At 52.2% G+C, this 23,064-nt stretch carries 23 protein-coding genes; all 23 read left to right on the forward strand.

Annotated elements, in window-relative coordinates:
* The first annotated feature begins 224 nt into the window (after positions 1-224).
* The 23 genes from G3578_RS17245 to G3578_RS17355 all read left to right on the forward strand — a co-directional run bounded on the left by G3578_RS17245 (position 225) and on the right by G3578_RS17355 (position 22,980).
* Positions 225-824, forward strand: coding sequence for an HD-GYP domain-containing protein (locus G3578_RS17245; RefSeq protein ID WP_241254689.1), 600 nt, complete (start codon positions 225-227; stop codon positions 822-824).
* Between the two features lie 4 nt (positions 825-828).
* Positions 829-1,254 (forward strand): chemotaxis protein CheW, encoded by a 426-nt coding sequence (locus G3578_RS17250; protein WP_346774030.1) that lies wholly within the window; start codon positions 829-831, stop codon positions 1,252-1,254.
* Positions 1,255-1,264: 10 nt separating this feature from the next.
* Entirely contained in the window at positions 1,265-3,232 is a 1,968-nt protein-coding gene (locus tag G3578_RS17255) for a chemotaxis protein CheA (RefSeq protein ID WP_165214218.1), read from the forward strand.
* 67 nt (positions 3,233-3,299) lie between these two features.
* The gene (locus G3578_RS17260; RefSeq protein ID WP_165214219.1) at positions 3,300-5,714 is read left to right on the forward strand and encodes a methyl-accepting chemotaxis protein; all 2,415 of its coding nucleotides are present in this window, start codon (positions 3,300-3,302) and stop codon (positions 5,712-5,714) included.
* Positions 5,715-5,813: 99 nt separating this feature from the next.
* A complete protein-coding gene (locus tag G3578_RS17265) occupies positions 5,814-6,650 on the forward strand; it encodes a CheR family methyltransferase (RefSeq protein WP_241254690.1) in 837 nt (278 codons plus the stop codon).
* Between the two features lie 47 nt (positions 6,651-6,697).
* Complete coding sequence (locus G3578_RS17270; RefSeq protein WP_165214220.1) at positions 6,698-7,735, forward strand: protein-glutamate methylesterase/protein-glutamine glutaminase; 1,038 nt, start codon at positions 6,698-6,700, stop codon at positions 7,733-7,735.
* 286 nt (positions 7,736-8,021) lie between these two features.
* On the forward strand, positions 8,022-8,402 hold the full coding sequence (locus G3578_RS17275) for a VOC family protein (protein WP_165214221.1): 381 nt from the start codon (positions 8,022-8,024) through the stop codon (positions 8,400-8,402).
* Positions 8,403-9,030: 628 nt separating this feature from the next.
* Positions 9,031-9,888 (forward strand): hypothetical protein, encoded by an 858-nt coding sequence (locus G3578_RS17280; protein WP_165214222.1) that lies wholly within the window; start codon positions 9,031-9,033, stop codon positions 9,886-9,888.
* Positions 9,889-10,026: 138 nt separating this feature from the next.
* On the forward strand, positions 10,027-10,743 hold the full coding sequence (gene yunB / locus G3578_RS17285; protein WP_165214223.1) for a sporulation protein YunB: 717 nt from the start codon (positions 10,027-10,029) through the stop codon (positions 10,741-10,743).
* 344 nt (positions 10,744-11,087) lie between these two features.
* Positions 11,088-12,668 (forward strand): amino acid permease, encoded by a 1,581-nt coding sequence (locus G3578_RS17290; RefSeq protein WP_165214224.1) that lies wholly within the window; start codon positions 11,088-11,090, stop codon positions 12,666-12,668.
* Between the two features lie 112 nt (positions 12,669-12,780).
* A complete protein-coding gene (locus tag G3578_RS17295) occupies positions 12,781-14,148 on the forward strand; it encodes an ethanolamine ammonia-lyase subunit EutB (RefSeq protein ID WP_165214225.1) in 1,368 nt (455 codons plus the stop codon).
* A gap of 12 nt (positions 14,149-14,160) precedes the next feature.
* Positions 14,161-15,018 (forward strand): ethanolamine ammonia-lyase subunit EutC, encoded by an 858-nt coding sequence (eutC, locus tag G3578_RS17300; RefSeq protein ID WP_481752754.1) that lies wholly within the window; start codon positions 14,161-14,163, stop codon positions 15,016-15,018.
* 245 nt (positions 15,019-15,263) lie between these two features.
* Positions 15,264-15,917 carry an ethanolamine utilization microcompartment protein EutL gene (gene eutL / locus G3578_RS17305; RefSeq protein WP_165214226.1) on the forward strand — a complete coding sequence of 218 codons (654 nt, stop codon included), beginning with the start codon at positions 15,264-15,266 and terminating at the stop codon, positions 15,915-15,917.
* A gap of 47 nt (positions 15,918-15,964) precedes the next feature.
* Positions 15,965-16,417 (forward strand): BMC domain-containing protein, encoded by a 453-nt coding sequence (locus G3578_RS21195; protein ID WP_165214375.1) that lies wholly within the window; start codon positions 15,965-15,967, stop codon positions 16,415-16,417.
* Entirely contained in the window at positions 16,414-17,886 is a 1,473-nt protein-coding gene (locus G3578_RS17315) for an acetaldehyde dehydrogenase (acetylating) (protein ID WP_165214227.1), read from the forward strand. Before G3578_RS21195 ends, G3578_RS17315 begins: the two co-directional genes overlap by 4 nt.
* 32 nt (positions 17,887-17,918) lie before the next feature.
* Positions 17,919-18,206 carry a BMC domain-containing protein gene (locus G3578_RS17320; RefSeq protein WP_122915147.1) on the forward strand — a complete coding sequence of 96 codons (288 nt, stop codon included), beginning with the start codon at positions 17,919-17,921 and terminating at the stop codon, positions 18,204-18,206.
* A gap of 10 nt (positions 18,207-18,216) precedes the next feature.
* On the forward strand, positions 18,217-19,002 hold the full coding sequence (gene pduL, locus G3578_RS17325; protein ID WP_165214228.1) for a phosphate propanoyltransferase: 786 nt from the start codon (positions 18,217-18,219) through the stop codon (positions 19,000-19,002).
* A 4-nt stretch (positions 19,003-19,006) separates the two neighbouring features.
* Positions 19,007-19,810 carry a hypothetical protein gene (locus G3578_RS17330; protein ID WP_165214229.1) on the forward strand — a complete coding sequence of 268 codons (804 nt, stop codon included), beginning with the start codon at positions 19,007-19,009 and terminating at the stop codon, positions 19,808-19,810.
* A 4-nt stretch (positions 19,811-19,814) separates the two neighbouring features.
* On the forward strand, positions 19,815-20,084 hold the full coding sequence (locus G3578_RS17335) for a EutN/CcmL family microcompartment protein (protein WP_165214230.1): 270 nt from the start codon (positions 19,815-19,817) through the stop codon (positions 20,082-20,084).
* A gap of 19 nt (positions 20,085-20,103) precedes the next feature.
* Complete coding sequence (gene eutS, locus G3578_RS17340) at positions 20,104-20,445, forward strand: ethanolamine utilization microcompartment protein EutS (protein ID WP_165214241.1); 342 nt, start codon at positions 20,104-20,106, stop codon at positions 20,443-20,445.
* A gap of 2 nt (positions 20,446-20,447) precedes the next feature.
* Positions 20,448-20,882 carry a EutP/PduV family microcompartment system protein gene (locus tag G3578_RS17345; protein ID WP_481752755.1) on the forward strand — a complete coding sequence of 145 codons (435 nt, stop codon included), beginning with the start codon at positions 20,448-20,450 and terminating at the stop codon, positions 20,880-20,882.
* Between the two features lie 77 nt (positions 20,883-20,959).
* Positions 20,960-22,393 (forward strand): sensor histidine kinase, encoded by a 1,434-nt coding sequence (locus tag G3578_RS17350; RefSeq protein WP_165214245.1) that lies wholly within the window; start codon positions 20,960-20,962, stop codon positions 22,391-22,393.
* The gene (locus G3578_RS17355) at positions 22,393-22,980 is read left to right on the forward strand and encodes an ANTAR domain-containing response regulator (RefSeq protein ID WP_165214247.1); all 588 of its coding nucleotides are present in this window, start codon (positions 22,393-22,395) and stop codon (positions 22,978-22,980) included. The genes G3578_RS17350 and G3578_RS17355 overlap by 1 nt, the downstream gene beginning before the upstream one ends.
* The last annotated feature ends 84 nt before the right edge of the window (positions 22,981-23,064 follow it).

Raw genomic sequence — 23,064 nt, forward strand, 5'->3', positions numbered from 1 at the left:
TACGTTGCCAAAAACATGCTGACAATTTCTTCATCTGTCAAATCCTCTTGCTGTTTCTCAATTAGATCCAAGTATTCGTTCCCTTGCTGCATCTATGACCCTCCTGTTGTCGCACAAGTTCAGTTGTACGAAATTGTACGTTGTCTGCAGAACCCAGTGCAAACGGAAAAATATTTTATCATGTGCCCTTTCCAATTCATCAAGCGAAATGGAGAGATACCTCTTTGATTCAACAGCTCGCAAGTTGGATGTCCAGATTGTGGTTGCACGATTACGGTACATATCATCACTGTATGCGCGTTGGATGTTTGGCAAGACAAATGGCAGCTGCCTTGCATTTGAATCAAGAGCAAGCCCAAAGTCTTGTCCTGGGATGTATCCTGCACGATATCGGTAAAATTTTTGTTCCAATATCCATATTAAGAAAGAGTTCCGCACTGACCCAAAGTGAATGGGAATTGATGAAACAGCATCCCATCTGGGGGAACGATTTATTACAGAAAGAGGGCATTACCAACCCGGATATTGCCCATATCGTTCTCTATCATCATGAACGTCTGGATGGAGCGGGTTACCCCTATGGTCTGGATGACAGCGACATTCCAAGCTGCGCCAGAATATGTTCCATCTTGGATGCGTTTGATTCCATGGTTTCGCACCGCCCCTACCGAAAAGGCATTTCGTTCGCGGATGCCAAAATCGAGCTGTGGAAAAACCGGGACAAACAATTTGACACGGAGTATTTGACCATCTTTTTGCAGATAAATGAATCGTACTTTTGTGAATTGTATCACAAGAGTGGAGAGCATATCCGATGGGGGTGAAACCGTGGAAGCTTCACAGCAGGACCAATACATCGTCATTGAGGTGGGTGTGGACAAATATGCGCTAAAGATTTCTGAGGTTTATGAAATCCTCAAAATGCAAAAAGTTACCGCTGTCCCGAACAGCAAGACCTTTTTGGAAGGCGTCACAAATATCCGGGGCAATATCGTCCCCGTGATCAGTTTGCGCAAAAGATTTCAATTGGAAGAGAGGCCCGAAATTCATCAAACAAAAATCGTGGTGGTGAATTATCACGAAGAACTGATCGGCATCGTGGTGGATGGGGTGAATCAAGTCACCAGATTTTCCAAGATCCAATCCTCCGCAGACATTGTATCGGGAGTGGACGGAAGTTTTGTTCAGGAGATCGGCCAGTCGGAAGATGGACTTATCGGCATCTTAAATTTAGAACAGGTTCTTGCAGGGTAAGGAGACAAACATGGATCGATTGGAAATGATGGGAGTCTTCCTCTCCGAAGTGGAAGAACAACTTCAATTGCTGGAACGGGAAATTCTGAATCTGGAACTGCAAGGCGAGTCTCCGGCAATCATACAAAGTATTTTTCGGGCCGCTCACACGTTAAAAGGTTCATCGGCGGCGATGGATTTCGAGGAGATGAAACGTTTAACCCATGAAATGGAAAATATTTTGGACAAGATTCGCAATCAGCGTCTGCCGGTGACGCAGCAGGTTGTGGATGTCCTGTTTCAATGTCTGGATCAGTTATCCGGCTTGAAAAGGGAGATTGAACTGGAAGGCGCAACCAGAACGAATGTGGATGCCATTGTGCACCAATTGCAGCAGTTGGACAACAGGCTGGTAGAGAATGTTGGATCGGAAGGCAGGTTGTCTGCCGTTGCAGGACAACCGGTAAAGAAGTGGATCTGCAAAGTCCGCTTATCCGATCAGTGCGAGATGAAAATAGCTCGTGCCTACATTGTATTCAACCATATAAAAAATTGGGCGTCTGTTATTGCGACGGAACCGGACTTGAACAGCATCTCTGAAGACGCAGCCATTCAGGAAATCTCCTATTACATCGCGACCGGGTTGGAGCCGGAAACCTTCCAATACCGCTTGGGCGAGCTTCTAGATGTGGAGGATGTCAAAGTGGTGCCGTTGTTGGATGAGCGTTCTGTGTCAGTGACAGAAGCCGGAAAGGACGTGGAACAGGAGAACCCCCCCCTCATCAGGAGCGAAAAGGAAGGGAAGAAAATCGGGCAAACGGTTCGCGTGGGTGTCGATCTCTTGGAGAACATCATGAATTTGGTTGGCGAACTGGTCATCGACCAGACAAGAATCGCCCAGGTGGGCAATCTGATGCGCGACCGTTATTCCTCGGACGAAACCATTGACGATCTGGAGCAAATCTCCAATCATTTCAGCCGCATTATCGGAGAACTGCAAGGATCCGTCATGAAAACGCGAATGCTTCCCATCGAGCAATTGTTCAGCCGGTTCCCACGCATGGTACGGGATTTGTCCCGGACGTTAAACAAGGAAGTGAATCTGCTGCTTGAGGGGAAAGAGACAGAACTGGACCGGACTGTCATCGAGGAAATCGGGGATCCGCTGATTCACCTGATCCGAAATGCCATCGACCATGGCATCGAAGAAGCGGAAGTCAGAAAAAAACGGGGAAAATCCCCCAAGGGAACCATAAGGATCAAGGCAGCCCATCAGGAAAATCAGGTGGTGCTGACGGTAGAGGATGACGGGGCAGGCATTCACGTACAGAAAGTAAAGGAATCCGCCATTCGCAAGCAGCTGATTCCTGCCCAAAATGCCGAGATGATGTCAGAACAGGAACTGATTCAGCTTATATTTCTTCCTGGTTTTTCCACGGCTTCGTCCGTCAACGATATTTCGGGACGCGGAGTCGGAATGGATATTGTCCGCAATCATATCGAGAAATTAAACGGATTGATCGAGGTAGAAACCCGCTTGGGAGCGGGAACGAAGTTTACGATTAAACTGCCGCTTACGTTGGCGATTCTTCGGGGGCTTCTGATCCGGTTAAAAGAAACCATTTATGCCCTGCCCATGAGCAGCGTGATCGAAATCGTCCGCCTGTCCAAACAAGAGATACGCTCCATCAAGGGACAAGCTGTTGTCAAAATCAGGGACAAGATTTTTCCTCTCATCAGGCTTCACGATTACTTTAACATGCCTTCCGGCGGCATGAATACCCAAAATGTATATATCGTGGTGGTGGGGCTGGCGGAAAAAAGACTCGGTCTGGTTGTCGATGAATTGATCGGCAATCAGGAAATCGTCGTAAAATCCATCGGTTCCTATATCGGAAAGATCGAAGGCGTTTCAGGGGCCACGATCTTGGGTGACGGAAGCGTAGCGCTGATCCTGGATGTAACCGGATTATTCAAAATGGCGAATAACTCCAACTGAATCGTTTGGCAACAAGCTGACAGAATTCCATCATCAAAGAAGCTGATCATAGGGAGGAAAACGTTCGATGAGCACGTTGAAAAAAAACATTGCTTACAAATTTATGAAAGTCGCAGGGGTTTCCGAAACGGTTGAAGCGGTTTTGTTCGATGCGGAACAGTTGGAGCAAAATCTCAAGGATCTGGCCGTCATTACGGAACAAATTTCGCTCGGGGCCCGACAACAGTCATCAGCCATTGCATCCACATCCGAAATGTTGGCGGAAATCTCCAATTCCATTGAAGGAGTAAGCCATCATTCCAGTCGGCTGCATGCTTCCGCCAATGAAATCGCGGAATCCATCCAGGAAATGGTGATTACGGTTCAACAGGTTGCCGGAAACAGCGAGAGTACGGCAAGTTCCGTGGAGCAGATTTCCGCTACCATTGAAGAGATGGGCCAATCGATCAAAGGCGTGGCCGATAATGCGCTGAACCTGACCGCTTCGGCGGAAGAAACGGCGAATGCGATCCAGGAGATGGTGGCTTCCATTCAACAGGTAGCCGGCAATGCGGAAAGCACAGCCGGTTCGGTAGAACAAATCTCCGTATCCATCGAAGAGATGGGGCAATCGATCAAAGGCGTAGCCGATAATGCAGCGAGCCTGACCGCCTCGGCGGAAGAAACGGCGGATGCGATCCAGGAGATGGTGGCTTCCATTCAACAGGTAGCCGGCAATGCGGAAAGCACAGCCGGTTCGGTTGAGCAAATCTCCGTATCCATCGAAGAGATGGGCCAATCGATCAAAGGCGTGGCCGATAATGCGGCGAGCCTGACCGCTTCGACGGAAGAAACGGCGAATGCGGTCCAGGAGATGGTGGCGTCCATTCAACAGGTAGCCGGAAACGCGGAAAGCACGGCCAGTTCGGTTGAACAAATCTCCGCATCCATTGAGCAGATGGGAAAATCGATTCGCGGAATTGCTGCCAATGCAGACCAGCTGCAGAGAATCGCCGACGATACCTCTGCCTCGATTCAACAGATTGCGGCATCGATTGAACAGGTTGCCCAAAATGCGCAAAATGTGAATTCACTTACCGATCAAGTTCAAGAGGATGCCAAAGATGGACAAAAAGCGGTGGGTCAGTCCCTTACCGGCATGAAAGAGATAGCGGATGTCGTAACACAGGCCTCCGGCGTCATCACCAATCTGGGGAAACGCTCGGAGGAAATCGGAAGCATTATTGAAGTGATCGACGATATTGCCGAGCAAACCAACCTTTTGGCGCTGAACGCCGCGATCGAAGCTGCAAGGGCGGGCGAACACGGCAAAGGGTTCGCGGTTGTTGCCGATGAAGTAAGGAAGCTGGCCGAACGAAGCGCAAAGGCTACCAAAGAAATCGCCCAATTGATCAAAGGGATTCAAAGTGAAACGACCGATGCCATCAAAGCGATTGAGATCGGAATGGTAAAAGTCGAGCAAGGAAACAAACTGGCGGATGAAACAGGTGCAGCCATCGAAAAAATCGTGACCGGAGTGGAAAAGATCACGAATGAGATCAGACAGATCACGTCTGCTACCGTCGAACAGGCCAAGGGAAGCGAACAGATTGTGAAAGCCGTCGGCGTATTGACCAACCAGGCGGAGATGATGACGCAGGCGACGAAGGAACAGGCTGCCGGCGTACAGGAAATCATCAAGGGTGTCGTAAATGCCCGTGAGCAGGTGCGCCAGATCACCATAGCGACGGTTGAACAGGCCAAGCAAGGCGAGAATATCGCAATGGAGATAGAAAATGTAGCGAAACAAGCCGCCATGGTGACGCAGGCGACGAAGGAGCAGGCCGCCGGCGTGGAAGAAATCATCAAAGGGGTCGTGAACGCCCGTGAGCAGGTGCGTCAAATCACCGTAGCGACGGTTGAACAGGCCAAGCAGGGCGAGAATATCGCGCGGGCGGTAGAAAACGTAACGAAACAGGCCGCCATGGTAACGCAGGCAGTGAAGGAGCAGGCCGCCGGCGTGGAAGAAATCATCAAGGGTGTCGTGAACGCCCGTGAGCAGGTGCGTCAAATCACCGTAGCGACGGTTGAACAGGCCAAGCAGGGCGATAATATCGCGCGGGCGGGAGAAAATGTAACGAAACAGGCCGCCATGGTGACGCAGGCGACGAAGGAGCAGGCCGTCGGCGTGGAAGAAATCATCAAGGGTGTCGTGAACGCTCGTGAGCAGATGCGACAAATTACTGCGGCTACCGTGGAACAGGCAAAACACGGAAAGGATATTGTCAAAGCCGTCGAACATGTAACCAAACAGGCTGCCGAGATTACGGAAGCGACAAAATTTCAGACAAATGAAATGGATAAACTCGAACAGGCGATTTCCGATACGGGCAGCGCACTCCACCAGAATGTGCAGGATGTGGAAAAGACGGTTTCGGTGATGCGCGTGTTGGCAGACCGTTCTGCAACCATAAAACATTCGCTTCAAATGCTGAAATCCTAGTGTTGGTCCGAAAAAAGCGGATCAGCTCTTGAAGATTTTCCAACGTGGGTCAAATCTACGAACTTTTCAATGCGCTGCTGAATTGGGAGATGTAACACCATGACAACAGAGTTATTCAACGATATTCAACATGATGATGCGTGCTTGCAGCAGTTGGGACAAATGATTGCTGACTTTTGCGGACTGTATTACCTGGATAATCTTTCTTTGCTCGCCTCGAAGGTCTCGAATAGACTATCCACTCTGAACATGACGTTGGAAGCGTACACCGAATTCTTGGCAAGGAACCCGCAAGAATGGAATCATCTCGTTGAACTCATTACCAACAACGAAACCTATTTTTTTCGTGAAGAGAGTCAGCTCAATGAATTATGCAGCGTGATTCTTCCACAGTTTCGCCACAAAAGCAGGATTCGGATCTGGAGTGCCGCCTGCTCCACGGGAGAAGAACCATACAGCCTGGCGATGACAATCGCAGAATCAGGAATTGTACCGCTGGAATCCATCCATATCATCGCAACCGACATTAATGGTAAGGTTCTGCACATCGCCAATCGCGGGTGGTATCATAAAAATTCGTTATGCTTCCGCCGGACTCCCGAGGAGATGTTAGCGAAGTATTTTTTTCCGCAAGAGGAAGGATTTCAAATCAAGAGCGATATCAAGGACAGGGTTGAATTCCGGCTTTCGAATCTCCTGCAGGATGAGGAGATGGCGGCGGACGAACCATTCGATGTCATTTTTTGCCGAAATGTGCTGATTTATTTCAACTCCGGGACAACGCGTCGGGTCATCTCGAAGTTTTATGACCGATTAAATCCGGGCGGATATTTATTCCTGGGACATGCTGAAACGATAACCGGCATGAACACCAATTTCGAGACAATAAATGGTCAAGCGACATTTTATTACCGAAAAAGAAATGCTGATTCGTAAGTTCGTCATTTTGACGAAACTTTTTTTTCACAAGGAGGCAACGCCAATTGGGTCGGTATGGTGTGCTCATCGTTGATGATTCTGCCTTCATGAGGAGGGCCATCAGCCTCATATTCGAGAAGGAGCCGGATTTTTTTATTGTGGGTGTCGCCCGCAACGGCCTCGAAGCCATCGAAAAGATCGAGCGGTTCAAACCGGATGTCGTGACGATGGATGTGGAAATGCCGGAAATGGACGGAATAACCGCCTTGGAACAAATCATGAAAGATCATCCGGTAGCCGTCGTGATGCTGAGCATGCAAACAAGCGTAGGAGCTGAAGCAACGCTGACGGCATTGCAGTTGGGGGCGGTAGATTTCTTTCCAAAAAGTTTATTAATAAAGGATCCGGTAGATCCTAAAATGATAGACGATTTTCTGCTGAGGGTAAAGGCTGCCGCCAGTGCGAAATTGCCTATGAGAAGCAGTGTTGGTTCTGGAAAAGAAACAGTGGAGGAAACAAAGAGGGAGGAATCCTCTCCCGTTGAACTGCTCATTATCGGGTGCTCCACTGGCGGACCGTCGGCCATCCAATCCATTCTTCCCCGGTTTCCTGCCGACTTTCCTGCAGGAATTGTGGTGCTTCAGCATATGCCGCCCGGTTTTACCAAACCGTTGGCAGACCGCTTCAATAACATGTGCAGCTTGAAAGTGAAAGAAGCGGAAGATGGCGATGTCGTAATGCCGGGGATCATTTATGTCGCTCCTGCAGGATACCAAACCCTGTTTCAACGGACAAATGACGGAAAGATCGCGCTTAGAATCGTGGCGGACGACAGCAAATTGTACAAGCCATCCATTGATGTGTCGCTGCAGTCCGCAGCTTCGATTTATCGCGATCGTTTATTGGTCGTGATTCTTACGGGCATGGGGACAGATGGGTTAATCGGCTGCGGTGAGGTGAAGCGGCAGCGGGGCCATGTGATCGTGGAATCCGAAGAATCGTGTATCGTGTATGGGATGCCGAAAGCGGTTTACGAGGCGGGTTATGCTGATCGACAAGTTTCTCTGCCTCATATATACCAACATATCCTGTCATTTGTGTAAGGTTTGGGGAAGCAAAACCATGCCAAACTACCGGTTGAGGCATGGCGGAATGGGCGAGCAGGAACCATTCCCCATGATCGACAGACTTTGTCCGCACACTGCGAGCAGCTTTGTTGAGCTGCTCGTTTTCTTATGTATCACACGGGCGTTGAAATAACCGGAGTAAAAAGTCATCAGCAGAAAGCCGATGAGAGAATAGAGGGAGAGTATGGAATTGGCGGTATGAAACGGATAGACTGGAAGGCAAATTTGGGGGTTGCGACCTGCCGAGAGGAGGAAAATGTCCGTGAAAATCAGCCATCTTGATCATTTTGTGCTTACCGTGAAGGATCTGGAAGCCACGTGCCGGTTCTATGCGGAAGTGCTCGGCATGGAGGTGGTGACTTTTGGCGGCGGCAGAAAGGCGTTAAAGTTTGGCAGCCAAAAGATCAATCTGCATGAGGCCGGAAAAGAGTTTGAACCGAAAGCCCTGTGTCCAACTCCCGGCTCGGCGGACATCTGCTTCATTACAGAGACGCCCCTTTCTGACGTGATCCAACACCTCACATCGCGGGGGGTTACCATCATCGAGGGACCGGTCGAACGCACGGGAGCGGTAGGGAAAATCAGGTCCGTCTATCTGCGGGATCCGGATCACAATCTGGTGGAAATCTCCAATTACGTTTAAAATCTCACTTTTGACATCCCCATACAATCCCAGCACTTATTATCACTATTAAAACTGAAAAGTTAAACATGACACCGTTCATGTGAGCCGTATCCAGAACCTGATGTTGAATGGCATTTTTCATATGCGTAGCGATTGTCATCACTTGATAAACGCTGCTTGTCACGAAAATAGACAAACTAACGGTCGCCATTATTTTTCGATAGAAAGACGATATTCCTTTTGTCATATGCCTGACCGTTTCTTTTATCAAGTAACATAATAATTCCAGTACGACAGCAGTGGGGATCCACAGGAGATATCCGGGATTGCCATTTGTCATCTTCTGACTGATTGGCAACGTCATCTCATCCAGTATGGAAATGAACAAGATGGATAAGCCAATGCAAATCATAATCCAATAAATGTTTCTTCTGCTGGATCTCTTGGGTCTTTTGGCAAGAAACAGCCATTCAATGATTAAGAAGATAACCATTATGATCACAGAAACGATTATTTCCATAAAATCAACCCTTTTAATAAAATATTTACAGGTAAATAAAAATTTGGCAAAACCGATAAGTAAGATAGATGAATGAATTTGAAACGGATCTGTTTGAATCTTATTTGGAAACGAGGAGATACAAGAATGCAAATTCAGACCGATAAAGGATACATTTCGCTAAACCTGTACGCTCAGGCAAGGAAAGAGACGGAAATGGTGGCCGGCAGCATTCCGGAGCTCGCACACCAGGACACGGTGGAACTTCGTTCAGCAGTACCCAGACAGTTACCGGATGGCGTTATTCAGCACGAAACGCCGAAATTTTTCTTTAACTCCGAAATCAACGCTTCCCTGGACAAAATTCTGGCTGAGAAGGCTCCGGAGGTCAAGAAAGCAGCGTATGGCATTATTGAGTTTAATCTGTTCGCCACCAATCGTGACTTGAGTGACGATGAAAGAGCTGCATTATTGGAAGCAGGATTGTCCCAGGCAAAATATCTGGCTGATCACTACATGACTGACGATGAGGCTTCCGAATTTCTCGCCACCATCAACCTGCTGGGGGCGGTGGCCAAAACCAGAAAAGTGGATCCTGCTACAGGTAATGTCACTTACATTGAGCTGCCTCAAAAGCCCCAAGGAGCTCCCAGCGATTATGTCAATATCCAAAAAGTGATGCAGCGGTATGACCCAAAAGCCTATGCCAGCTTGCAATCGGCCGTCGCCACGGGAGGCAATGTGGGAGGAATCCTCATTGAATTTGCCAAAAAGCTGCGGCAGCATCCGGAATGGGTTCGGGAGTATCGACAAGAGCAAGATCGTCTCATGACGGACTTGCGAAACACCAAAATTGACAATCGCTTTGAAGGTGTCAATACGATAGACATGGAGACATTTGCAACCGAGATGAAAGAGCGGGCAGAACACTCGTCCTTGAAAAATATCGACGTACTTACCCAAAACATCGCTTCTTTCGCGCGGCTGCTCGGCTGTAGCGTGTAATCACAAGCACGGTTTGGTTGTTCCCGGCAGAAAGCGCGGCCGGAACATTCAGCCGGCCAAGCGTTGCTGCGCCCCTCCCCCCAACTGGCATAAACCCTTGTTCGACGCATAGGATGTACCGAATGGGAGGTGGCGGAAGTGGCCGTTTTTCGACCCCGTCGGCGATGGAGAAATCCGCTTTCGCGCACGAAGGCATTTTTTATCGCGTTGGTTCTCTTTTTTGTCCTGCTGATCCAATTCTTTGTCTTTGTCGAGAAACGGCTGGAACCGACGCTGCTCATCATCGCCTCGCAAAAGGCGGAACAGCTGGCCAAGGAGGCGATCACCGATGCCGTTACCAAACGGATCACCCAGCAGGGCGTCGACTTCAACGCCATCGTCAAGATGGAGAAGGACAAGGACGGCAGAATCCAGGCGATGGAGTTTAATTACAAGGAGTATTCGAGGATCGTGGGCGAGACCACTTCCCGGGTCCAGAACAAGCTGAAGGAGTTTGAGGAGGAGAAGGTGGAACGGACCATCCCTTTGGGCCTGGCGACGGGCAGCAGTTTTCTTGCCCAGATGGGGCCCGATCTGCCGGTTACCTTCGTCCCGATCGGCTCTGTCCGCACCCGTCTCGATACAGATATGTCAGAGGCCGGCATCAACATGGTGCTGGTAACCGTCTATATTTACGTCGAAGTGGACCTGCGGATCATCATCCCGTTTGCCACCGATCTCCAGACCGTGACAACGAAGATTCCGATTACCCATTCCCTGGTAATCGGCCAGGTGCCGCAGTACTGGTACAACAATCCGGAAGGGAAGCCGGATGTGCCGCGGGCGAACGAACAAATGACACAAACGACACAATGACCCATCACCCATGGCAGGGCGGATGGTCTCTTCACACGAAGGCCTTCACCAAGCGAAGGCCTTCTTTCTTTGGAAGGGAAAGTAAAAAAAGCTTGAAAAAATCCAGCTGATCAACTACTCTTTTGAATAGGACAAAGATTCAGATATTTAACAAGTGAATAGTCGCAAAGGCAAAGACGCCTTGGTCCCAATACGTAGGTTATCTGGGGGAATGGTGTCTTTTTATTTTCCCCTCATTTCGTAAGCGGTTCCATTTTCATGGGGAAGGGGGCTCATTTCAACGATCTTCACTTCCGTTCTCATTTGATTCATCGGGATATTTTAAAGGCTTAAGGAGGATTGCCATGGTACTATTTGGGGTCGGTTTGCTTGCACTCACACTTTTCGTGATGATCTCCATTTTTGTAAAAGCGAATCAGGGCGTTCGGGCCGCCCGCCAAAAGGGAGGGATTGGCGACGATTTGAATGCGTTTGGGTACAAGCAGGAACTGCTGCGCGATATGGGGGGCTTCTCCAACTTCGCCATCTCGTTTTCGATCATTTCCATTTTGACCGGGGCGGTCACGCTGTATGGATTTGGGTTTAATCAGGGCGGTCCGGCCGTGATGGGGATCGGATGGCCGCTGGTTACCCTGTTTGTGCTGTTTCTGTCCGCCTCCCTGGCTGAGCTGACCTCCGCGATTCCGACATCCGGTGCGATCTATCACTGGGCGTCCATTCTGGGCAGTCCGGGGTGGGGATGGTTTGCCGCATGGTTTAACATGATTGGTCAAGTCACGGTTGTAGCGGGCATCGATTTTGGCTGCGCCACCTTTGCGGCCTCGCTGCTGTTTGCCGAACCCACCAAGCTGCAGCTGCTCTCCGTTTATGCCGTGATCTTGATCAGCCATGCGATTCTGAATCACGTGGGCATTCGTATCGTGGCAAAGCTGAATGACGTTTCCGCCGTCTATCATCTGGTCGGCGCCGGTCTGCTGATCGCCGCCCTCATCTATTTCGGGCCCAGCCAGGATGTAAGCTATCTGTTTGATACCAGCTTCTCCACCGCCACCTCGGACGGCACGCCGTACTGGATCGCGTTTCTGGTCGGGCTGCTGCAGGCGCAGTGGACGATTACCGGTTACGACGCCTCAGCCCACACCAGCGAAGAGACCATTGAAGCGAGAGTACGCGCGCCGTGGGGCGTCTATATGTCCGTCGCCTTATCCGGATTCTTCGGGTTTATCATGCTCGCGCTTGTCACCCTGTCCATCAAGGATCCAAATGCCGTAGCCGCAGGCGGCAGCAACGCGTTCATCGTGGTCATCGAGCAGGCGATGGGCGGCGTGTTCGGGAAGGCGATGCTGTGGATGGTGACATTCGCCATGTGGTTCTGCGGTCTTTCCAGTATAACTTCCGCGTCTCGGATGATCTATGCGTTCTCCCGTGACAAGGGATTGCCGCTGTCCAACATCTGGAGCAAGGTTTCCGACAGTTTCCGGACACCGGCAAATGCGATCTGGCTCACCGCTACCTTGGCCTTCCTCTGTGCCATTCTGGACAACGTGTACGCGGTGGTTACCTCGCTGAGCGTAATCGGGCTGCATATCTCTTACATGATCCCGCTTGTGCTGAAGCTGCGCGCCCAGTACAAAGGGGTGTGGACCGTGGCGGACAACGGTCCCTGGTCCTTGGGTAACTGGAGCATCTTTGTCAATGTGGTGGCGGTGATCTGGATTGTGTTCATCAGCATTGACCTGCTCCTGGCACCGAGCGAAGTGCAGATTACGGACAATTTCACCCTGACGTATGCCACAGGGAAAACCTTCCTTACGGTGCTGATCCTGCTGGTGATCACCTATACGGTGAAAGTACGCAAACATTTCGAGGGTCCTCATCTCGGCGCGTACAAAGAAGTGAACGAACGCATCAGGCAGACGGCGTGAATCCCGCATGGGCAAGCCGCTGTCCTGGTGTGCATGATGGCAATGGCGCCATTTGCCCCTGTTTCATGGGGGCAGGTGGCGTTTTTCCACTTTTGTTGAAAGGAGGAACAAGATGAAGCTGTCCTGCGTGATCCGAAACCAGCATTTTCAATTTTCTTCCCTGAAAGAGGTGCTGGCAAAGGCGAGTGAAGAAAAATCAGGCGACAAGCTGGCAGGCATCGCGGCGGAATCGGCCCTGGAAAGGGCGGCGGCCAAGGTTGTCCTCAGCGAAATACAGTTGAAAGACATCTATGAAAATCCGGTCATTCCCTATGAAACAGACGAAGTGACCAGAATCATTTACGACGATATCAACCAGCAGATTTACAGGGAAATCTGCGGCATGACGGTCGGCGAACTGCGGGAGATGATTCTCCGCCACGAAACGGGACAGCCGCAATTGGCCCGCCTTAGCCGCGGCTTGACCAGCGAGATGATTTCCGCGGTTGCGAAGCTGATGTCCAGCATCGATCTGGTGATTGCCTCGCAAAAAATGAAGTTTCAGGCGCACTGCAACACGACGATTGGCGAACCGGGCCGATTGGCGTTCCGCTGCCAGCCCAACCACCCGATCGATGACCCGGAGGGCATTCTGGCCTCCATCAAAGAGGGGCTGTCGTACGGATCGGGCGATGCGGTGATCGGGATCAATCCCAATAACGATTCCGTCGAATCCGTATCCCGCCTGCTGCATATGACGCACGACTTCATGCAGAAATGGCAGATCCCCACCCAAAACTGCGTGCTGGCCCATATTACCACCCAAATGCAGGCATTGCGGAAGGGGGCGCCCATTGCGCTGATGTTCCAAAGTCTGGCCGGCACGCAAAAGGCAAACGAGGCGTTCGGGGTGAACAAGGAAATCCTGGATGAAGCGTATCACCTGATGCTGACAGAGGGAACATCGACCGGGCCCAATGTGATGTATTTCGAAACCGGGCAGGGCTCCGAGGTTTCCTTGAACAGCGATCATGGCGTCGACATGCAGACACTGGAAGCCCGCACCTACGGATACGCCCGCCACTGGAAGCCCTTCATGGTAAACAACGTCTCCGGCTTTATCGGTCCGGAAACGCTGTATGACGGGCGGCAGGTGATCCGCGCCGATCTGGAGGACTTGTTCATGGGCAAGCTTCACGGTCTGCCGATGGGCATCGCTCCCACCTATACCAACCATATGAGGGCGGACCAGAACGATCAGGAGATTGCCGGCATGCTCACCGCCCTGGCCGGTGCCAACTTCTACATGGGGGTGCCTGGCGGCGACGACGTGATGCTGAGCTATCAGGATACCAGTTACCACGACGATGCCAGCCTGCGGGAGATGCTTGGGCTGCGTCCGCTGCGGGAATTTGAACAATGGCTGGAGAAAATGGGCATCATGGAAAACGGGCGCTTGACACCGGATGCAGGCGATCTGTCCATTTTTGGCGAGGGATAGGAGAGGATCAGTGTGGACTTGCATGATATTGATCACATTGCCAGCCGTGTGCTGGAGAAGTTGGAGGAAAGACTGCGCAATCGCTCCGCCGCCCAGGAAAAACGGGAGGATGACCCCATCATCTTCAGCATGGAGAAAAAAGTGATGGTGGACCATCCGAAAAATGCCAGGGTGATTGAAGCCGCTCAAGCCATCACGCCCGCCAGAATCGGGATCGGCAGGGCGGGCACCCGTATGAAAACACACAGCCTGCTTCGCTTCCGGATTGACCATGCAGCGGCGCAGGATGCGGTTTTGCGAGGGGTTTCGGACGAGTTTATCCACCGCCTGGGACTGCCCATCCTGCATACACAAGCAGACACGCTGGAAAAGTATCTGATGGATCTGGACGCCGGGCGAAAGCTGGATGACGCGTCGGTGGAATGGATCCGGAACAACTGTCCCACCGGGAAACAGGTGCAGATCATCGTTTCCGACGGCTTAAGTTCAAGCGCGGTGGAAGCCAACATTCCCGACCTGCTGCCGGCGCTGATTCAGGGGTTGGAGATGAATCACATCACATACGGCAAGCCCGTTTTTATCAAGCGAAGCCGTGTATGGGTGCAGGATCAGGTGGCCCAGTTGGTTGACTGCGACGTCGTCATTTCGCTGATCGGGGAAAGACCCGGATTGGCGACGGCGGAAAGTTTAAGCGCCTATATGGTATACCGGCCCACGCCACAGACCGTGGAGGCGGATCGAACGGTTGTCTCCAACATCCATCGCGGCGGAACTCCGCCGATTGAAGCCGGGGCTTACCTGGCCGAATTGATCAAGGATATCCTTGCCTTCAAAGCGAGCGGGGTCAAGTTCGCTGCGTCCCGAGGCTAGCGGCTTCGCCCGGCGACAATGCCCGTCCTTCCTGCAAGAAAACGGTTGCATTTTACCTGAAAAGAATATATATTTAGAATATAATTTGCGAACATCATCCAAGTACAAGTGAATGCATGAGAGGCAACGGTGCCTTGGTTACGGGATATCCCGTACCAGGGCACTTTTTTATATGTTGATAGGTTGTGTTCCTGCCCGAGGCGGCAAACGCCTTAGCAGGGCAGGCAACGAAACGAGGTGAGAATGTGACGGAAAAACCGATTCGTGCCGTACCTCTCGCCACGCGGGTGATTCCCAATGTGGACGAGGGCTTGGCCAAAAAGCTTAACCTGCCCGCCCATATCCGGAGTCTTGGCCTCTTCACTTCCACCATCGACGACGTCGGGTATACCGCGCTCGATGAAGCAACCAAAAAGGCTGCCGTGGAAGTGGTTTATGCCAAGTCGTTTTATGCCGGAGCCGCCCATGCCTCCGGACCGTATTCCGGGGAATTTATCGGCATTTTGGGAGGAGAAACGCCGTCGGAAGTGATCACCGGTCTGGATGCCGCGATCGCCCTGATGGAAGACGGGGCGTGCTTCTATGCATTGAACGAGGAAGGGACGCATGCCTACTACGCGCATGTCATTTCCCGCACCGGTTCCTACCTGTCCAAAGTGGCAGGCATCCGCGAAGGCGAGCCATTGGCCTACCTGATCGCACCGCCGCTGGAAGCGGTTTATGGGCTGGACGCGGCGTTGAAAGCAGCGGATGTGACGATTCGACAATTTTACGGTCCGCCGACTGAGACGAACTTCGGCGGCGGTCTGCTGACAGGCAGTCAATCCGCTTGTACGGCAGCTGCCAGGGCCTTTGCCGATGCGGTCAGAAGCATTGCGGAGAACCCGCTCAAAAGGTAGCAAAGGAAGGAAGATGAGCGCAAGTGGAAAAAAGCCTTGCATTGGGCATGATTGAAACCGTCGGACTGCCGGGCCTGATCGCTGCCGCAGACGCCGCCGCCAAAGCCGCCGATGTGAAGGTTGTCAGGTACGAAGGCGTTGATGCCGGGATTGTCACGGTGTATGTGATCGGCGACGTCTCTTCCGTACAGGCGGCCGTTGCGGCCGGGGCGGCAGTGGCCAGACAGGTGGGGCAATTGCGCCATTTCCATGTGATCCCCGGCCCGGATGAAAGCGTCCATCGGTTGATCCGGAAGCTCTTGAACACACGTGGCAGCACGCAGGCGAAAGGCAGTGACGATCAGGAACTGGAACAGAAGTCCATTGCGGAAATCAGAAAAATCGCCAGAACCATTCCCAACTTCCCGCTTTCTCCCCAGGAGATTACCTTGGCGAAAAAAGATGAGTTGATCCGGCATATCCAAACGCTGAAGAAAGAAGGGAGTGAACAAGACAAATGAAGCTGGATCAGGATCTGCAGTCCATTCAGGAAGTAAGGAATTTTCTCCACGAGGCGAAGCAGGCGCAGAAGCAACTGGAGAAAATGAGCCAGGCGCAGATAGACGCCATCGTCCACAGCATGGCCAAGGCAGCGGAAGCGGAAGCAGCGCGGCTTGCCGAAATGGCCGTGGAAGAGACGGGGTTCGGCAAGGTGGAGGACAAGCGAATCAAGAACTTGTTCGCCGCCCAGCACATTTATGCGGCGATTAAGGATATGAAGACGGTTGGCATCATCCGGAGAGATGAAGCCAATCGGGTGTGGGAAGTGGCCCAGCCGATGGGCATCGTTGCCGGGATCGTTCCGTCAACCAACCCGACTTCCACCACCATTTTCAAAGCGTTAATCGCCATCAAGTCACGCAATGCCATTATCTTCAGCCCTCATCCGTCTGCGGCGAAATGCACGCAGGAAGCGGCGCGCATCGTCAGGGAAGCGGCAGAACGGGCAGGCGCCCCGCAAGGATTGATTCACTGTATTACCGCTCCGACGCTGGCCGCCACCCAGGAATTAATGACGCACAAGCTGACGGACGTGATCCTGGCGACCGGCGGGATTGGCATGGTGAAGGCGGCCTACAGCTCGGGAAAACCGGCCTTCGGGGTAGGCCCCGGTAATGTGCCCGTCTATGTGCATGCCAGCGCCAATCTGCAGCGGGCAGCCAGACTGATTGTGCAGAGCAAAACGTTTGACAACGGGACGATTTGCGCATCCGAACAGGCGATTGTGGCCGACCAAAGCATCAAGGAGATCCTGATCGCCGAGCTGAAAAAGCAGGGGGCCTACTTCCTCAACCAGCAGGAGAAAGAGAAAGTGGCCGCGATCATCATGGAAGGGCAGGGATTGAACCCCAAAATCGTGGGACGGTCTGCCCAGAAGCTGGCGGAAATGGCCGGCATCCGGATTCCGGCCGAAACAAAAGTGCTGATTGCCGAAGAGCAGCACATCGGCAAGGAATATCCGTTCTCGATTGAAAAGCTGTCGCCCATCCTGGCTTTCTACACCGTCCAAAACTGGCAAGAAGGCTGCGACATATCCATGAAGCTGCTGGAACTGGGCGGCTTGGGACATACGCTGGGCATTCACTGTGAAGACGAATCGGTCATTGAAGCGTTCGGCCTGGAGAAACCGGCCTCCCGCATTGTCGTCAACGCTGGAACCACGTTTGGCGGAATCGGCCTGTCCACCGGCATTTTCCCTTCGCTTACCCTCGGCTGCGGCTCGTTTGGCAACAACATCACCTCTGACAATATCGGGCCGCAGCATTTGCTCAATATCAAACGCGTTGCCTTTGGGATCAGAGAGGTTGGTCCCGATGAGGGGGTGAGAGAGGAAACAAGGGTGGAACAGGCTTCGACAGCAGGCAGCTTCCCGATTCGTCGGGAGGAAGTATTGGAAATCATTAAAAGCGTTTTGGCTGAAATGAAATAATCACGATGGAATGATGCAAAGGAGGATTTTACATGGCAGGAGAAATGTCAGCACTGGGAATGGTGGAAACAAAAGGGTTGGTAGGCGCTGTTGAGGCAGCGGACGCCATGGTGAAGGCGGCAAACGTGAAGCTGATCGGCAAGGTGCATGTCGGAGGCGGTTTGGTAACGGTCATGGTACGCGGCGATGTCGGCGCGGTAAAGGCATCGACGGACGCAGGGGCTGCTGCTGCTGAAAAAGTGGGAGAACTGGTTTCCGTACACGTCATCCCGCGCCCGCACTCCGATATTGAACTGATTCTCCCGAAGCTGGAAGGATAACGGCTAACGTATGGGTCTGATCACGGAATCCTATTTACGGACCTTGCTCCCAAAGGGCATACCCAATCCGTTTCCGCTCCGTGCAGGAGACAAAATTACCCCTGCAGCAGCAGATTTTCTAAAAGGGAGAGGTATCGTTTTGAAGCCTGTAGAAATAACCAACCTTTCCGAACAGCCGGAATGGCAAGCGGAGCAGTACACCATTCCGGTTGGTGTATCCAATCGACACGTTCATTTGTCACCTGAGGATGTGGAGATTCTGTTTGGCCCAGGTTATTCGCTGGTTCCTGACCGCGAATTGTCCCAACCGGGACAGTTCGCAGCCAAGGAGAAGGTCACGCTGCTTGGGCCGAAAGGATTCATTCAGGGAGTACGTATTCTTGGTCCGGCACGCGGCGCTACCCAGGTGGAGATTTCCCGCACAGACGGGTTCCACCTTGGGGTCCATGCGCCCGTCCGTTTATCCGGGGATATCGAGGGAACACCGGGGATCACCCTCATTGGACCAAACGGCTGCGTCGTTCTCAAGCAGGGGGTGATCGTTGCCAAACGGCATGTTCATATGTCACCTGCCGATGCGGAACGATTCCAGGTGAAAAACGGCGACACCATCATCCTGCAGACGCCCGGAGATCGACCGATTATCTATCCCGATGTGGTGGTTCGGGTCTCTGACCGATTTGTCCTCGATTTTCACGTGGACCTCGATGAAGGCAATGCAGCCAACCTGCGGACGGGCGATTACGTTTACATGACGGGGAAAAACGGTCAGCTGCTGACCCGTACGGGAAGGTGATGGCATGGATGCCGATCTGAAGGCCATGATTGAATCGATTGCCCGTGAAATTGTAAGCACATGGAAAAAGGAAAACGCCTCCTCTCCCAGGGTGTTGTTCATTTTTTGCGACAGCACGGCGCATGAACCGTTTGCCGATCAGTTTATCCTGCTGCAAAACCACGGTATCTGTCACGACCTCCTGTTTTTGGACGGAGAGACCTCATCCTGGCTGGGAATGAGCCGGGTAGAATGCGCCGGCTCCGGCAAGGTGATTGCGGCGGACGAGTACGCCCCGGCCCCGCTGGAGCTTCCGAAGGAGTACGATGCCATTATCGTGCCGGAGATCGATCTGGACAACGCGGCCAGGGTGGTGGCCGGACTGAAAGGGACGATCAAGGCGGAGGTCATTTTTTCCGCCCTCGTGTTGAATAAACCCGTCATCATTGGCGAAGATGTTCCCGGGTTGAAGCGTGCCGACCGGCGCACGTTGAAGACGGTTGCCCTGCCGCCGGCGTATCAGAAGCTGTTCCAGCGGTACATGAACGAGCTGAGAGAGTTGGGAATCGATACCGTTCCGCAAAAAAACATCGCGGAGTTTGTCATTCGCAAGCTGAATGCGGCGAGACGCGCCCCGGAACATTCTCCGGCCCCCACCCCGGAAGAAACAAGCACCTTTACCGGAAAGCTGCTGACAGCCGATTGGGTCAAACGGCAAAACTTTTCGGAAAACATCCTGCACGTCCGGCAGGGAACGATCCTTTCTCCCCTGGCCCTTGATGTATTGAAGGAAAAAGGCATCCAAATCCGATACACGGGGAGACGATAAGGAGATGTTTATCGGAAAAGTGGTGGGAAGCGTCTGGGCGACCCAAAAAGAAGCGGGCATGGAAAATCTGAAGCTGCTGATCGTGCAGCCGATCGATTTGCAGGAAAGGGAAACCGGGCAGCCGGTCATTGCTGCTGATCGCATTGGCGCAGGAGTGGGGGAACGTGTGATTGTTTCCCGCGGAACTCCTGCCCGCATCCTTTTTGATAACAAGAGCACGCCGATCGATGCCGTCATCGTCGGGATTGTCGATTCTTTTGAAGTAAGCGAGTGAGCAAAAAGGAGAGGATTGCGTGGACCAGGAACGACAAAGGGTCATTCAGGAGTACGTCCCCGGCAAACAGGTGACGCTTGCCCATGTGATTGCCAATCCTGATCCGGTTCTCTATACGAAATTGGGCATTAAAGAGGCGGGAGCCATCGGGATTTTAACCCTCACTCCGACGGAAACATCGATCATCGCGGCAGACATTGCGACTAAGGCAGCGGACGTGGAGCTGGGGTTTCTCGATCGCTTCACCGGCTCGCTGGTTTTGGTGGGGGAAGTGGCCGCCGTGGAGATGGCCATTGAAGCAATCAACAGATTTCTGGGGGAAAAGCTGCGATTCTCGCCCGCGGTACTGACGAGGTCATGACGATGCGAAAGGTAATGATCATTGGCGCGATCGAAGCCGGCAAATCCTCGTTGGTCAGGGCGCTGTGCCAGGACGATCAGCCTGCCAGAAAAACGCAGACGCTGGAATATCACGACTGGATCATCGACACGCCGGGCGAATACAGCGAGAACCCGATGTACTACCGCTCCCTGATGGCTACCGCGCTGGAGGCGGGCACGCTGATCATGGTGCAGGATGCCACGCGCGACAGGAACTATTTTCCCCCCGGTTTCGCCCACGGCTTTCCCATCACGCCCATCGGGGTGATCACGAAGATTGACCATCCGGCGGCGAACGTGGAAAAGGCGGTTTCCCTGCTGCGGGAATCCCTGCCGGAGGGGGAGATTTTTTTAACCTCCTCCGTATCGAAATACGGGATCGAAGAGCTGCGCGCAAGGCTGATGCAAGGCCGTTGAATCATCCCTCTTTGCACAGGAGAGAGAATGTGGAAGAATAAATAACAGCAGATATTTTCTGGTAAATGAGGTGTGTCATGACCTCCATTGAGCAGCTTTGTCGAAAGTATTCCACAATCTCCACGGAAGATATCCGCCGCATTGAGGATTTGGCTGCCTATCTTCAGCTGTTCGCAGACATCTCGCAGGCGGACGTGTTTATCGACTGTCCCTGCATGGACAAGAGCGTTGCGCTGATCGTTGCCCAGGCGCACCCCAGCACGGCGAAATCGCTGTACAACAAATCGCTGGTCGGGCAGTTTGCCCACGTGAACAATGAACCGGCCGTTCTTTTCAGCCTGTTGTCGGGAAAACCGGTCATGGGCTCGCGGGGAGTCTCACAGGAAAATGTGGTGATGCAGCAAAATGTCGTCCCGATCAAAAATCCTGCCGGTGAGACGATCGGGGTGCTCATCGTTGAAAAAGATTCTTCCGAGCAGGTGGAACAGGAAAAAAATGTGGAGATGCTGATCGAAACCACGGAGCATCTCAGTGAAACGCTGATGCAGGTAGCGATGTCAGAAAGTCAGATTCCGTCTTTAATGCATGAGGGGTTTATCCTCTTTGATTATCGCAGAGTGATCACCTACGCCAATGCGAGAGCGTATGAGCTGTTAAAGCTTATCGGATACGAGTATCCCGTCAAGGGCCAATTGATCGACCGTTTTTTCTTCGGCAAATTTGCCAAGGAAAATTTTGAACAGCACGGCGGCATGATTTTTGAAGATATCCAGTTTGGAAACATGTGTTTGCAGGTAAAAGCGGTCTCGATCTTTCGGGATCAAAATGTGGTGGGCGGCGTGATCCTGCTGCGGGATATTTCTGAATTGAAGGAAAAAGAGAAACAGTTAATGATCAAATCGGCTGTGATTAAAGAGATTCATCATCGGGTCAAGAACAATCTGCAAACGATTGCAAGCCTGCTTCGCCTGCAGATGAGACGCTCCAATTCGCCCGAGTTGGAAAAGGTATATCGGGAAAGTATCAACCGCATCAACAGCATTGCGGTGATTCATGAATTTTTGGCGCAAGGCGGCCTGGAGATGATCGACTTCAAAGAGATTATCGAACGGCTGTCCAAAACGATCGTGTCCTCCATGGCCAGACCGGAGCAGACCATTCATGTGACGATCACGGGAGAAGGCATGCTCCTCCCGTCGGACAAGGCGACAACGCTGGCCCTGATTGTGAATGAGCTGATCCAGAACTGCATCATTCACGCTTTCCGGGAAAGAACGAACGGCAGCATTGCCATTGTGTTGGGGAAATATGACCAAATCGCCAGCATCCAGATCATCGATGATGGCGTGGGCATCGGCTTTGTCGGCAGCACGCTCAAAAACGGCCATCTTGGCTTGAAAATTGTAGAGACGTTGGTCAGAGAGGATTTGGAAGGCGTTCTTGAATTTGAAGATACCGGCCATGGCACGGAAATCACCATCACATTTCCGACGAAAGGATTGGAAGTATGATGACACCGCCCAAAATCGTGGTGGTCGACGACGAGCCGATCATCCGGATGGACATTAAAGAAATGCTGGAAGCGGAAAACTACCATGTGATCGCGGAAGGGAAAAACGGCGAGGAAGCCGTCGAGCTGGCTTACAAGCACAAACCCGACATGATCATCATGGATGTCAAGATGCCTGTGATGGATGGAATCAAGGCTTCCGAAATCATCAGAAAGTTCTCCGACACGTCGATCATGCTGCTTACCGCCTACAGCCAAAAGGAACTGGTGCAGGAGGCGAAGGGGGCGGGAGTGACGGCGTATCTGGTCAAACCCGTTTCGGAGGAAGATTTGATTCCGGCTGTCGAGATCGCGTTAAGCCAACGGGAAAAAATGCTTTCGCTGAAACAAGATGTGCAGCAGATGAAGCAAAAGATGGAAGAGCGGAAGCTGGTGGAAAAGGCAAAGGGCAGATTGATGAGCCACTTTTCGCTGCCCGAGGAGGAAGCGTTCCGCTGGATGCGCAATGAAAGCATGAAGCAGCGGGTCGCAATGTCGAAGCTGGCCGAACAACTTTTGCAAACCGATTTGAGCAAGCTGACCTTATAAGTTCATAGATTGTTGGCAAAGCAAAGGCGCTTTGGGACGGGTCAATGGGAGCATTGACTTTGTTTCGGCGCCTTTTTTTACAGG

The organism is Brevibacillus sp. SYP-B805 (assembly GCF_011059135.1).
In the GTDB taxonomy this organism is placed as follows: domain Bacteria; phylum Bacillota; class Bacilli; order Brevibacillales; family Brevibacillaceae; genus Brevibacillus_F.

Bases quoted from the DNA above. Each gene is read 5' to 3' on its own strand.
- G3578_RS17355 (WP_165214247.1), top strand. From the start codon at position 22,393: ATGACACCGCCCAAAATCGTGGTGGTCGACGACGAGCCGATCATCCGG.
- G3578_RS17335 (WP_165214230.1), top strand. From the start codon at position 19,815: ATGTTTATCGGAAAAGTGGTGGGAAGCGTCTGGGCGACCCAAAAAGAA.
- G3578_RS17330 (WP_165214229.1), top strand. From the start codon at position 19,007: ATGGATGCCGATCTGAAGGCCATGATTGAATCGATTGCCCGTGAAATT.
- G3578_RS17290 (WP_165214224.1), top strand. From the start codon at position 11,088: ATGGTACTATTTGGGGTCGGTTTGCTTGCACTCACACTTTTCGTGATG.
- G3578_RS17255 (WP_165214218.1), top strand. From the start codon at position 1,265: ATGGATCGATTGGAAATGATGGGAGTCTTCCTCTCCGAAGTGGAAGAA.
- G3578_RS17295 (WP_165214225.1), top strand. From the start codon at position 12,781: ATGAAGCTGTCCTGCGTGATCCGAAACCAGCATTTTCAATTTTCTTCC.
- G3578_RS21195 (WP_165214375.1), top strand. From the start codon at position 15,965: ATGATTGAAACCGTCGGACTGCCGGGCCTGATCGCTGCCGCAGACGCC.
- G3578_RS17280 (WP_165214222.1), top strand. From the start codon at position 9,031: ATGCAAATTCAGACCGATAAAGGATACATTTCGCTAAACCTGTACGCT.
- G3578_RS17315 (WP_165214227.1), top strand. From the start codon at position 16,414: ATGAAGCTGGATCAGGATCTGCAGTCCATTCAGGAAGTAAGGAATTTT.
- G3578_RS17260 (WP_165214219.1), top strand. From the start codon at position 3,300: ATGAGCACGTTGAAAAAAAACATTGCTTACAAATTTATGAAAGTCGCA.
- G3578_RS17345 (WP_481752755.1), top strand. From the start codon at position 20,448: ATGCGAAAGGTAATGATCATTGGCGCGATCGAAGCCGGCAAATCCTCG.
- G3578_RS17320 (WP_122915147.1), top strand. From the start codon at position 17,919: ATGGCAGGAGAAATGTCAGCACTGGGAATGGTGGAAACAAAAGGGTTG.
- pduL (WP_165214228.1), top strand. From the start codon at position 18,217: ATGGGTCTGATCACGGAATCCTATTTACGGACCTTGCTCCCAAAGGGC.
- G3578_RS17350 (WP_165214245.1), top strand. From the start codon at position 20,960: ATGACCTCCATTGAGCAGCTTTGTCGAAAGTATTCCACAATCTCCACG.
- G3578_RS17265 (WP_241254690.1), top strand. From the start codon at position 5,814: ATGACAACAGAGTTATTCAACGATATTCAACATGATGATGCGTGCTTG.